General features: G+C 71.4%; 11 protein-coding genes. 6 read left to right on the top strand and 5 right to left on the bottom strand.

Translation table 11 applies throughout. The features are described 5' to 3' along the window. Positions 1-102: 102 nt before the first annotated feature. The 5 genes from BM127_RS12315 to BM127_RS12295 form a co-directional block, all read right to left on the bottom strand. Positions 103-1,101: an ABC transporter substrate-binding protein gene (locus BM127_RS12315; RefSeq protein ID WP_091198967.1), complete on the bottom strand. Its 999-nt coding sequence runs from the start codon at positions 1,099-1,101 to the stop codon at positions 103-105. Between the two features lie 283 nt (positions 1,102-1,384). Next, positions 1,385-2,416: a LacI family DNA-binding transcriptional regulator gene (locus BM127_RS12310; RefSeq protein WP_091198966.1), complete on the bottom strand. Its 1,032-nt coding sequence runs from the start codon at positions 2,414-2,416 to the stop codon at positions 1,385-1,387. Between the two features lie 10 nt (positions 2,417-2,426). Continuing rightward, positions 2,427-3,089: a phosphatase PAP2 family protein gene (locus BM127_RS12305; RefSeq protein ID WP_157829598.1), complete on the bottom strand. Its 663-nt coding sequence runs from the start codon at positions 3,087-3,089 to the stop codon at positions 2,427-2,429. Between the two features lie 60 nt (positions 3,090-3,149). Beyond that, on the bottom strand, positions 3,150-4,202 hold the full coding sequence (locus BM127_RS12300; protein ID WP_091198964.1) for an S-adenosylmethionine:tRNA ribosyltransferase-isomerase: 1,053 nt from the start codon (positions 4,200-4,202) through the stop codon (positions 3,150-3,152). After that, complete coding sequence (locus BM127_RS12295; protein ID WP_091198963.1) at positions 4,199-4,885, bottom strand: SDR family NAD(P)-dependent oxidoreductase; 687 nt, start codon at positions 4,883-4,885, stop codon at positions 4,199-4,201. Before BM127_RS12295 ends, BM127_RS12300 begins: the two co-directional genes overlap by 4 nt. Before the next feature lie 61 nt (positions 4,886-4,946). Here BM127_RS12295 and soxR point away from each other — a divergent pair, with 61 nt between their 5' ends. From soxR to BM127_RS12265, 6 genes are all read left to right on the top strand, one after another. Further along, positions 4,947-5,426 (top strand): redox-sensitive transcriptional activator SoxR, encoded by a 480-nt coding sequence (soxR, locus tag BM127_RS12290; RefSeq protein WP_091198962.1) that lies wholly within the window; start codon positions 4,947-4,949, stop codon positions 5,424-5,426. Positions 5,427-5,646: 220 nt separating this feature from the next. Continuing rightward, on the top strand, positions 5,647-6,015 hold the full coding sequence (locus BM127_RS12285; protein WP_231263427.1) for a DUF485 domain-containing protein: 369 nt from the start codon (positions 5,647-5,649) through the stop codon (positions 6,013-6,015). After that, positions 6,012-7,619, top strand: coding sequence for a solute symporter family protein (locus tag BM127_RS12280; protein WP_091198961.1), 1,608 nt, complete (start codon positions 6,012-6,014; stop codon positions 7,617-7,619). The genes BM127_RS12285 and BM127_RS12280 overlap by 4 nt, the downstream gene beginning before the upstream one ends. 198 nt (positions 7,620-7,817) lie before the next feature. Further along, entirely contained in the window at positions 7,818-9,770 is a 1,953-nt protein-coding gene (gene acs / locus BM127_RS12275) for an acetate--CoA ligase (protein WP_091198960.1), read from the top strand. A gap of 71 nt (positions 9,771-9,841) precedes the next feature. Next, complete coding sequence (locus tag BM127_RS12270) at positions 9,842-10,678, top strand: S-methyl-5'-thioadenosine phosphorylase (RefSeq protein ID WP_091198959.1); 837 nt, start codon at positions 9,842-9,844, stop codon at positions 10,676-10,678. Next, a complete protein-coding gene (locus tag BM127_RS12265; protein WP_091198958.1) occupies positions 10,675-11,739 on the top strand; it encodes an NAD-dependent epimerase/dehydratase family protein in 1,065 nt (354 codons plus the stop codon). The genes BM127_RS12270 and BM127_RS12265 overlap by 4 nt, the downstream gene beginning before the upstream one ends. Positions 11,740-11,753 lie beyond the last annotated feature (14 nt).

The following is an 11,753-nucleotide window of genomic DNA, read 5'->3' as shown; positions in this document are numbered from 1 at the left end:
CCGTGCATGTCGGTGCGGCCGCATCACCGGGCCCGGCCGGGGTGGCCGGTCGGGCCCGGTGCGTGGGGGGAGCGGCGTCGTCACCCGAGTGACTGCTGCGACTCAGTACTGGCGGTCGGGCAGGGCGGCCTTGGCCTGCTCCTGGTCGAAGGCACCTTCCTCGGTGACGACGCGCTCGGGGACCTCTTCGCCGGCGAGCACCTTCTTGGCAAGGTCCATCAGCTGCGGCCCGAGGAGCGGGTTGCACTCGACGATGTAGTTGATCTTGCCCTCGGCGAGCGCGGTCATGCCGTCCTTCACCGCGTCGATCGTGATGATCTTGATGTCCTCGCCGGGCGTGAGGCCGGCGGCCTCGATCGCCTCGATGGCACCGAGGCCCATGTCGTCGTTGTGGGCGAAGACGACGTCGATGGTGTCGTCGGACTGCAGGAAGGACTCCATGACCTGCTTGCCACCGTCACGCGTGAAGTCACCGGTCTGCGACGCCGTCACCTCGATCGTGTCGTCGGCGGCGATCTTCTCGGCGAAGCCCTCGGCGCGGTCGATGGCGGGAGCGGCGCCCGTGGTGCCCTCGAGCTGGACGACGTTGACGGTGCCGTCGCCGTTGACGTCGGAGTCGGCGGCGTTCTCGACGAGCCAGTCGCCCGCCCGCTCGCCCTCGAGGACGAAGTCGGAGCCGAGGAAGGTCTCGTAGAGCGACGGGTCGTCCACGTCGACGGCGCGGTCGGTGAGGATGACCGGGATGCCGGCCGCCTTGGCCTCCTGGAGGACGGCGTCGAAACCGGTCTCGACCACCGGGCTGAAGGCGATGACGTCGACCTTCTGCTGGATGTAGGAGCGGATCGCCTGGATCTGGTTCTCCTGCTTGCCCTGGGCGTCGGTGAACTTGAGGTCGACGCCCTCGGCCTCGGCGGTCTCCTGGATGGACTTGGTGTTGGCGGTGCGCCAGCCGCTCTCGGCGCCGACCTGGGCGAAGCCCATGGTGATCGTGCCGTCGTCCTCGGAGGCGCTGCCGTCCGCGGCCGAGTCAGAGCCACACGCCGTCAAGGAAAGTGCGGTCAGGGGGATCGCGCTGACGGCGATCAAGGTCTTCTTCAGCACTGGGTGCTCCTCCAAGTGAAACGGGCTGTCTCGCCCTGTGTGACCGGTGTCACGTGCCATGAGTGTGAGCGCTAACATTCCGTCACGTCAACCCCCGGATCCAACATTTCTCGCACCCGGATGTGAACGCTCACCCTGCCACAGCCCACGACGGCGCGGGGCGCAGTCTGCTGCGCGCCGAGCGGTGTCCCCCCGGTCCCGGGGCTCGCGGACAGGGCGTACGGGCGCTACCGCGGCCCGCCGTTGTGAGCGTGCGCACGACCGCTCGCGGGGCGTACGGCCGTCAGTGGGCGGGCGGGCCCGTCGAGCCGCGGACCAGCAGGGTCGGCTCGATGAGGTCGACGGTGGCGCCGGCATCTCCGCGCACCGCAGCGAGCGCCACGGCGAGGGCACGACGACCCAGCTCGGAGAACTCCTGGGCGACGGTCGTGAGCGCAGGCCAGTAGAACTCCGCCTGCGGCACGTCGTCGAACCCGACGACGCTGACGTCCTCCGGCACGCGGCGACCGCTCTGGTGCAGGGCGTGCAGGACACCGAGGGCCATGAAGTCGTTGCCGGCGAAGACGGCCGTCACGTCCGGGTCCTGGGCGATCCTCAGCCCGGCGGCGTGTCCGCTGGCCGAGGACCAGTCGCCCGTGAGAAGTGGACCCGGCAGGAGGCCTCGCGCCTCGTGCGCCGCCCGCCAGCCCGCCGCGCGGTGGTCGGCCTCGATCCACTCGGACGGACCGCTCACGTGGGCGACCCGGCGGTGGCCGAGGTCGAGGAGGTGGTCGACGGCGCGTCGCGCCCCGGCCTCCTGGTCGATGCCGGCGGTGAGCGGCTGCCCCGCGACCACGCCCTGCACCATGACGATCGGGATGCCGAGCTGCAGGGACCGCGTCATCTCCACGGAGTCCTTGTGCGGCACCGCCACGACGATGGCCTCGACCGCCTGGTCGCTCAACCGGTCGACCGCGTTCTGGAGGGCCTCGAAGGAGAACTCGGGCAGCCCGACCAGCGAGACGTCGTACCCCTGGGCCTGTCCAGCCTCCTGGACGGCGAGCGCGATCATGCTGGGGCCGTGGAGCGCGAGGTGGGCGGTGACCATCCCGATGCGCCTTGACCGGTTGGTGGCGAGGAGGCGGGCAGCGAAGTTGCGGCGGTAACCGAGCTCCTCGATCGCGGCGAGGACCCGGATGCGGGTCTCCTCCTTGACGAGCGAGGCGTCGTTGAGGACCCGCGAGACGGTCTGGTGGGAGACGCCTGCGCGCTCGGCCACCTGCGCCATGCTCGGTGAGCGGCGCGCGGCGGCCGGGTGCGCCTGCTGCTCCGTCATGGGAGCGATCCTAGGGCTCGCGAGGCTCCGGCGAGGGGGCAAGCACCACACGGGCCACCACGGCCACCCACACGCTCGCGAACACGACGCTCGTCAGCACGTCGGTGGGGTGGTGGGCGCCTTCGTAGAGCCGGGACGGGACGACCACGACCGGGACGAGGTAGAGCGGCCACACCCAACGGCTGGCGCCGGGCACGGTCCGCGCCAGGAAGACCGCGGTGGCGGCGTAGACCACGATCGAGGTGGCCACGTGGCCCGACGGGAAGCTGTGGTCCGGGACCAGGCCGGGGTCGAGGATCTCGACCGGCGGCCGGTCGCGGGTGATGAGGGCGGTGACCACGAGGTAGAGCGCCAGCGTCCCGACGACCAGCACGCCGTAGTAGACGAGCGGCCGCCTCGTCCCCTGCTTGCGCCACGCCACCACGGCGATCACCGCCGCCAGGGCCACGCCGACGATCGTGTCCGCGAGGTGGCTGCCCCAGGCGGCGGCCGTGTCGAGGCCGGGCGTACGACGCTCCGCGATCCAGCGCTCGACGCTGTCGTCCCACGGGTCGACGGTGGACTCCAGCGGCTGGGTGATCAGCCAGCCCACCGCCAGCACCCCGAGCAGCAGCACGACCCACCAGGTCGCCAGGGTCCGGGCAGCGTCGCGCCTCGTGCTCGTCTCGTCCACACCGCAGAGGGTCCCAGCGATGGCGCCCGCGGCGCCCCAGCCTCGCGGGTGTGCCGCGGCTCAGCGACGGAGCAGGAGCGCCGCGTCGCCGAACTCGTGCCAGAGGTAGCCCTCGGCCACCGCCGCGTCGTACGCCGCCTGGGTCAGGCGCTGCCCGGCCACCGCCTCGACGAGCAGCAGGTGCGAGGCCATCGGGTCGTGCCAGCCGGTGACCAGCCCGTCGACCACGCACGGCGGGTCGCCGGGCGTGATGACGCGGGAGGTCCAGCCACGGCCGGCGACGACGTGCCCACCCCGGACGGTCGACTCGACCGCGCGGGTGGCGGTCGTGCCCACGGCGATGACGCGGCCGCCGGCCGCGCGGGCGGTGTTGATGGTGCGAGCGCTCGACGGCGGCACCTCGAACCACTCCGGCCCCGGCGCCTCGCCGGCCTCCTGCGAGGAGACACCGGTGTGCAGCGTGATCGGGGCGATCTGGACGCCCGCCGTGACGAGCCGGGTGACGAGCTCGTGGGTGAACGGTCGCCCGGCCGACGCCATCTCGGCGCTGCCGGGGCGCGTGCCGAAGACGGTCTGGTAGGCGCTGATCGGGTAGCGACGGTCGAGGTAGCCGTAGGCGATCGGGCGTCCGTCCCGGTCGAGCTGCCGGTCGAGGTCGCCGCGGACGGAGGCCCGCCAGAGCCGGTTGCCCTCGCCCGTGGGCGACGACGGCCGCGCGTCCGGCCACGGCGACCTCAGCACCAGTCGTACGTCGCCGACGCTGACGGCGGCTCCCGTCGACGCGTCCAGCAGGGCGCGCGCCGCGTCGGGCGCGGTCCGCAGCTCGACCACCCGGTCGCCGTCGTCCAGTGCGTGCGCGACGTGGAGGACGACGGGCCTGCCGTCCAGCACGGCGTCGACCTCGGCGGGCACGGTGGCGGACGTGTTGACGACGAGCACGTCGCCCGCGCGGAGGTGGTCGGGCAGGTCGCGGAACCGGGCGTGCTCCAGGCCGTCGGGGGTGCCGACCAGCAGGCGCACCTCGTCGCGCGCGAGTCCCCGCTCCTCCGCGGGCCGCGGGGCGAAGGCCGACGCGGTGAAGTGCGTGTGCGGCGTCTCGGCGAGGGCGGTCATCCGAGGTCCTCCGCCCGGTAGCGCCCGGACGCGGGGCGGGCGGCCAGCAGCGAGAGCAGGCGCGGGACGACCGCCTCGGGGAGGGGTCGGTCGGAGATGTCCTCGCCGGGGAAGGCGTCCTGGTGCATCGCGGTGCGCATGTCGCCCGGGTCCACGGCGTACGCCGTCAGTCCGGTCTCCTCGCCGTAGGTCAGCGTGACGTGGTCCAGCGCGGCCTTGCTCGCTCCGTAGAGGCCCCAGGTCCCGTAGTGGTGGACGGCGGCGTCGGAGCTGATCGAGAGCAGTACGCCGTCCGCGGCGCGCAGCCACGGCAGGAGCGCCGAGGTGAGGACCAGCGGGCCGCCGATGTTGGTGCGCCAGACGTGCTGGAGGTCGGTGATGTCGACCTCCGCCAGGGGACGCATCGGCAGCGGACCGAGGGTGCTGGCGTTGTGGACCAGCAGGTCGAGCCTCCCCCGCCCCTCGACGTCTGCCCGGAGCCGCGCCCGGTGGTCGGCATCCGTCAGGTCGCCGACGACGACGGTGACGCCGTCGGGCAGGTCCGCCTCCTTGAACTTCTCCTCGCTGCGCCCGTCGGTGATGACCTGCCACCCGTCGGCCGCGAGGCCCCGTGTCAGCGCCAGGCCCAGCCCGGTCGATCCTCCGGTGACGAGTGCCACCCGTGCTTCGGCGTTGGTGTCCATGTCACCATGGTTCAAGTTGAAGTGAACTTGAGTTCAAGGGCCGGACACTTTTGGGGTGAGGATGGATTCCCGCGACCTGCTCCCGATGGGCGAGATCTCCAGCCGCAGCGGCTTCGCGGCGTCGGCGATCCGCTACTACGAGTCCGAGGGCCTGATCACAGCGCACCGTTCGGGTGGCGGCCAGCGGCGGTTCGAGCGCGGCGTGCTCCGCCGGCTCGCCTTCATCCGGGCCGCGTCCAACGTCGGGCTCACGATCGAGGAGATCCGCGACGAGCTGGCGCGGCTGCCCGGCAACCGCACCCCCACCAAGGCCGACTGGCACCGCATCTCCCAGCACTGGCGGCAGCGGCTCGACGACCAGATCGCCGCGCTCGAGCGGCTCAAGGGCGGCCTGGACGGCTGCATCGGGTGCGGGTGCCTGAGCCTGCGCAGCTGCGCCTTCTCCAACCCGGCCGACGTCCACGGTGAGGACGGCCCCGGGGCGCAGCTGCTGCCGGACACGTTGCGGCGCCCGCACCCGGGGCGACGTACCGCTGGTTGAGCAGCGAGCGCAGCGACGTACCGCTGGTTGAGCAGCGAGCGCAGCGAGCGTGTCGAAACCGAGGTGACCGCTCGTCGTACGCCACCGACCGCTGAGCGCGCGAGCGTGCCCACCGACCGACGGGCCCGCACGCGCCCCTCCCCCGCGGCGTGTGACGGGTGCCACGGTGACGGCGATCACACCGATGTGGTCGACAGCCACTGTGCGAGAGGACGAAGCCGTGACTTCCGAGGCAACCGACCAGGCCGCGCGCCATGATCCGGTCTATGACCGGCTGCACGAATCCAGTGAGTTCATCGAGCTGAGGAAGCGCTACCGCGGCTTCGTCATCCCGGCCACCGTGGCCTTCCTGGCCTGGTACCTGCTCTACGTCGCCATGTCGAACTGGGCGGGCGACTTCATGGCCATCAAGCTCGCGGGCAACATCAACGTGGCGCTGGTCTTCGGGCTCCTCCAGTTCGTGACCACCTTCGGCCTCGCGTACGCCTACAGCCGCTTCTCGAACGCCAAGCTCGACCCGTTGGCGCGCAACCTCGAGCAGTCCTACCGCGACCAGGCCGGCACCGACTCGAAGCGAGGCCAGGCATGAGCGACCAGTTCCTCACCACGTTCCTCTTCCTCTCCGTCGTCGCCCTGACGATCGGCATCACCTTCTGGGCGAGCCGCCAGACCAAGACGGCCACCGACTTCTACTCCGGCGGTCGTTCCTTCTCCGGCTTCCAGAACGGCCTGGCCATCGGCGGCGACTACATGTCGGCCGCCTCCTTCCTCGGCATCTCCGGTGCCATCGCCGTCTACGGCTACGACGGCTTCCTCTACTCCATCGGCTTCCTGGTCGCGTGGCTCGTCGCCCTGCTCCTCGTCGCCGAGATGCTCCGCAACGCCGGTCGCTACACGATGGCCGACCAGCTCGCGTTCCGGATGAACCAGCGCAAGGTCCGCACCGCGGCGTCGGTCTCGACGGTCGTCGTCTCGATCTTCTACCTGCTCGCCCAGATGGTCGGCGCCGGCACGCTCGTGGCACTGCTGCTCGGTGTCGAGAGCGAGGCCATCAAGAACATCACCATCATCGGCGTCGGCATCCTGATGATCTTCTACGTCGTCGTCGGCGGCATGAAGGGCACGACCTACGTCCAGATCGTCAAGGCCGTGCTCCTGATGCTCGGCTCGGCGCTGATCGTGGTGCTGGTGCTCGCGGAGTTCAACTTCAACCTGTCGTCGCTGCTCGGCGCGGCCGCGGAGAACTCGGGCAAGGGCGACGCGTTCCTGCAGCCCGGCCTGCAGTACGGCAGCACGCTGACGTCGCAGATCGACTTCCTGTCCCTCGGCCTGGCCCTCGTGCTCGGCACCGCGGGCCTGCCGCACATCCTGATCCGCTTCTACACCGTCCCGACCGCGCGTGACGCGCGCAAGTCGGTGCTGTGGGCGATCGGCCTGATCGGCGCGTTCTACCTGATGACGCTGATCCTCGGCTTCGGAGCCGCAGCCCTGCTCGACCGCGACGTCGTCGACCCGGCGGCGGGTGGCAACCAGAACCTCGCCTCCCCGCTCCTCGCCGAGGCCGTCGGTGGCGGCGAGGGTTCCACGGGCGGCGCCATCCTGCTCGCCCTCATCGCCGCGGTCGCCTTCGCCACGATCCTCGCGGTGGTCGCCGGCCTGACCCTGGCCAGCTCGTCCTCCGTGGCGCACGACCTCTACAAGGGCGTGCTCAAGAAGGACCAGGTGGTCAGCGAGAAGGACGAGGTGCGGGTCGCCCGCATCGCGGCCTTCGGCATCGGTGCCGTCGCGATCGTGCTCTCCATCCCGGCGCAGCGCCTCAACATCGCCTTCCTCGTGGCCCTGGCCTTCGCGGTGGCGGCGTCGGCGAACCTGCCGGCGATCATCTACAACATGTTCTGGCGTCGCTTCAACACCCGTGGTGCCACGTGGAGCATCTACGGCGGCCTCATCTCCGCCGTCGGCCTGGTGCTGCTGTCGCCCGTCATGTCGGGCCTGCCCACCTCGATGTTCCCCGACTCGGACTTCGCGATCTTCCCGCTCAACAACCCGGGCATCGTGTCGATCCCGCTGGGCTTCCTGCTCGGCTACATCGGGACCATCACGAGCAAGGAGCCTTCGGCGGAGGACCGCTTCACCGAGCTCGAGGTCCGCGCGCTGACCGGCGCGGGCGCCGAGGGCGCCACGCACCACTGATCCACCTCGGTTTCGACACGGGCCTGGCGGCCCTGCTCAACCAGCGGCCGCCAGGTCCGTGCCCCGGGCTCGACGCCGCTGGTCGATCAGCGAGCGAAACGATCCAGGTCGCCGCTGGTTGAGCAGCGAGCGAAGCGAGCGTGTCGAAACCGAGGCGCCACGAGTAACTTGAGCTGCAGCCGTCCCTGAGGAGAAGCCTTGTCCGAGCAGACCCTGTCCAACCTGTCCCGTGAGGACCGGACGTTCGAGCCCCCGGCCGCGCTGGCCGCCGACGCCAACGTCAAGGAGGAGGCCTACGCACGCGCCGACTCCGACCGCGAGGCCTTCTGGGCCGCGGCCGCCGACCGCCTGGACTGGGGCCGGAAGTGGGACCAGGTCCTCGACTGGTCCAACCCGCCGTTCGCCCAGTGGTTCGTCGGCGGCACCCTCAACGCCTCGGTCAACTGCGTGGACCGCCACGTCGACGCCGGCAACGGCGACAAGGTCGCCATCCACTGGGTCGGCGAGCCGACTGATGACACCCGCGACATCACCTACGCCGACCTCAAGGACCTCGTGTCGAAGGCGGCCAACGCCCTCACCGAGCTCGGCGTGAAGAAGGGTGACCGCGTCGCGATCTACATGCCGATGATCCCCGAGGTCGTCGTCGCCATGCTCGCCTGCGCCCGCCTCGGTGCCCCGCACACCGTCGTGTTCGGGGGCTTCTCCGCCGACGCCCTCGCCTCGCGCATCACCGACTGCGAGGCCCACGTGGTCATCACCGCCGACGGTGGCTATCGCCGCGGCGCGGCCAGCGCGCTCAAGCCCGCGGTCGACGAGGCCGTGGCGAAGACCGGCGACCTCGTCCGCCACGTCCTCGTCGTACGCCGTACGAGCCAGGACGTGGAGTGGAACGACGAGCGCGACGTGTGGTGGCACGACGCCGTCGACGGCGCGTCGGCCGAGCACGAGGCCGAGATGCACGACTCCGAGCACCCGCTCTACGTCATGTACACCTCCGGCACCACCGGCAAGCCCAAGGGCATCCTGCACACGACCGGCGGCTACCTCACCGGGACGTCGTACACCCACTGGTCGGTCTTCGACCTCAAGGACGACGACGTCTACTGGTGCACCGCCGACGTCGGCTGGGTGACCGGCCACTCCTACATGGCCTACGGCCCGCTCGCCAACGGCGCGACGCAGGTGATGTACGAGGGCACGCCCGAGAAGGGCCGTTGGTGGCAGATCATCCAGGACTACAAGGTCTCGATCTTCTACACCGCCCCGACCGCGATCCGGACCTTCATGAAGCAGGGTCGCGAGATCCCCGACGGCTACGACCTGTCGTCGCTGCGCCTGCTCGGCTCGGTCGGTGAGTCGATCAACCCGGAGGCCTACATCTGGTACCGCGAGGTCATCGGCGGCGAACGCTGCCCGATCGTCGACACCTGGTGGCAGACCGAGACCGGCCAGATCCTGATCAGCCCCCTGCCCGGGGTCACCGCGGGCAAGCCGGGCTCGGCCATGAAGGCGCTGCCGGGCGTGGCGATCGACATCGTCAACGACGAGGCGGAGCCGGTCGGCAACGGCAACGGCGGTTACCTCGTGATCCGCGAGCCGTGGCCCGCCATGCTCCGCACCATCTGGGGCGACGACCAGCGGTTCAAGGACACCTACTGGTCGCGCTGGGAGGGCCTCTACTTCGCCGGCGACGGCGCCAAGCTCGACGACGACGGAGACATCTGGCTGCTCGGCCGGGTCGACGACGTGATGAACGTGTCGGGCCACCGCCTCTCCACCACCGAGATCGAGTCGGCGCTGGTCTCGCACCCCAAGGTCGCCGAGGCGGCCGTGGTCGGTGCCGCCGACGAGATGACCGGCCAGGCCGTCTGCGCCTTCGTCATCCTCCGCGACTCCGCGGGCGACGGCGGCGACGACATCGTCGAGGAGCTGCGCAAGCACGTGCAGAAGGAGATCGGCGCGATCGCCAAGCCGCGGCAGATCATGATCGTGCCCGAGCTGCCCAAGACCCGCTCCGGCAAGATCATGCGCCGCCTGCTCAAGGACGTCGCCGAGCACCGCGAGGTCGGTGACGTGACCACCCTCGCCGACTCGACGGTGATGGACCTGATCAAGGGCAAGGAGGGCTCGGCCTCCTCGGAGGACTGAGTTCTTACGGACCGAGGAACAACGCGCGACCCGGCAGGTACGCCCTGCCGGGTCGCGCTAGTTTCGACCGGGTGAGCCACTCCTCGGCACCAGCACCGACCCAGCCGCGCGCCGACGTCGCCGTCATCGGCGGGTCCGGCTTCTACGCCTTCCTCCCGGACGCGACCGAGCACACGATCCCCACGCCGTACGGCGACCCGTCGGCGCCGATCGCCATCGCCGAGGTGGCCGGACGCCGGGTCGCCTTCCTCCCCCGCCACGGCCGCCACCACGACCACCCGCCGCACGGGATCCCCTACCGCGCCAACGCGTGGGCGCTGCGCTCCCTCGGCGTACGCCAGGTGCTGGCGCCGTGCGCGGTCGGCGGACTCCGCGACACCGTCGCCCCCGGAGACCTCGTCGTCCCCGACCAGCTCGTCGACCGCACGCACCGCCGGGTCGGGTCCTTCGTGGAGTCCGGCGCCGTGCACCTCCCGTTCGCCGACCCCTACTGCCCGGGGGTCTCGAGGGCCCTCGCTGCGGCCGACCCGGACGTCCGCGTCGGCGCGACGATGGTCGTCGTCGAGGGGCCGCGCTTCTCCACGCGCGCCGAGTCGCGGCACTACGCGAGCCAGGGCTGGGACCTCATCAACATGACCGGCGCCCCCGAAGCCGCGCTGGCCCGCGAGATGGGCCAGTGCTACGCCGCCCTCGCCCTGGTCACCGACATGGACGCCGGCGCCGAGTCGGGCGAGGGCGTCGGGCAGGAGCAGGTCTTCGCGCTCTTCCGCGCCAACCTCGACCGGCTGACCGCGCTGCTCACCGCGGCCGTCCAGGCCCTCCCCGACCCCGAGGGTTGCGCCTGCGGCACGTGGTCGGACGGCGTCGACCTGACCTACGACGTGCCCGGCATCGAGGAACGCCGATGAGGGTCCTGCTCACCGGCGCCGCCGGCTTCATCGGCGGCGCCATCGACCGGGCCCTGGCCGACGCCGGCCACGAGGTCGTCGGGGTCGACCTTATGCTCGCCAACGCCCACGGTGGTGACGCCCACGGCAGCACCGCGGCGCCGGCCGGGGTGCACCTGCTCGACGTGCGTGACGCCGTTTCACCCGCGTGGACCGATCTGCTCCTCGGGATCGACGTCGTCTGCCACCAGGCCGCGCTGGTCGGCGCGGGCGTGCGCGTCGGCGACCTGCCGGCGTACGCGTCCCACAACGACCTCGGTACGGCGGCGCTGCTCGCGGCCATGCACGACGCAGGCCTCGACCGGCTGGTCCTCGCCTCGTCGATGGTCGTCTACGGCGAGGGCCGCTACACCTGCCCCGAGCACGGCGACCAGCAGCCGCCGCCGCGCGAGGTGGCCGCGCTCGAGGGCGGGGACTTCGAGAACCACTGCCCCACCTGCGACCGCCCCCTCGAGTGGGCGCTGGTCACCGAGGACGCGCGGCTCGACCCACGCAGCAGCTATGCCGCCAGCAAGCTCGCCCAGGAGCACTACGCCTCGTCGTGGGTGCGGCAGGCCGGCGCGGCCGCGGTGGCGCTGCGCTACCACAACGTCTACGGCCCGATGATGCCGCGCGACACCCCCTACTCCGGTGTCGCGGCGATGTTCCGCTCCTCGCTCGAACGGGGTGAGGCACCGCAGGTCTACGAGGACGGCGGACAGGTGCGCGACTTCGTCCACGTCGACGACGTGGCGCGCGCCAACGTGCTCGCCCTCGAGTCGGTGGTCGCCGGGAGCACGCCCCGCTTCTCGGCGTACAACGTCTGCTCCGGCCGGCCGGCGACCATCCTCGACGTGGCCACCCGGGTGGCCGAGGGCACGGGTCGCGAGATCGCCCCGCAGGTGACCGGCGGCTTCCGCCCCGGCGACGTACGCCACGTGGTCGCCTCCCCCGCGCTGGCCACGAGCGAGCTGGGCTTCACCGCGTCGGTCCACCCCGACGACGGTCTGCGCGCCTTCGCCACGGCGCCGCTGCGGGCCTGAAGTCGAGTGCGCAG

The organism is Nocardioides alpinus (assembly GCF_900112035.1).
GTDB lineage: Bacteria > Actinomycetota > Actinomycetes > Propionibacteriales > Nocardioidaceae > Nocardioides > Nocardioides alpinus.
The sequence above is the reverse complement of the archived record's forward strand: the minus strand, read 5'-3'. Positions and strand labels throughout refer to the sequence as shown.

Bases quoted from the DNA above. Each gene is read 5' to 3' on its own strand.
- BM127_RS12265 (WP_091198958.1), top strand. From the start codon at position 10,675: ATGAGGGTCCTGCTCACCGGCGCCGCCGGCTTCATCGGCGGCGCCATC.
- BM127_RS12295 (WP_091198963.1), bottom strand. From the start codon at position 4,885: ATGGACACCAACGCCGAAGCACGGGTGGCACTCGTCACCGGAGGATCG.
- soxR (WP_091198962.1), top strand. From the start codon at position 4,947: ATGGATTCCCGCGACCTGCTCCCGATGGGCGAGATCTCCAGCCGCAGC.
- BM127_RS12300 (WP_091198964.1), bottom strand. From the start codon at position 4,202: ATGACCGCCCTCGCCGAGACGCCGCACACGCACTTCACCGCGTCGGCC.
- BM127_RS12310 (WP_091198966.1), bottom strand. From the start codon at position 2,416: ATGACGGAGCAGCAGGCGCACCCGGCCGCCGCGCGCCGCTCACCGAGC.
- BM127_RS12280 (WP_091198961.1), top strand. From the start codon at position 6,012: ATGAGCGACCAGTTCCTCACCACGTTCCTCTTCCTCTCCGTCGTCGCC.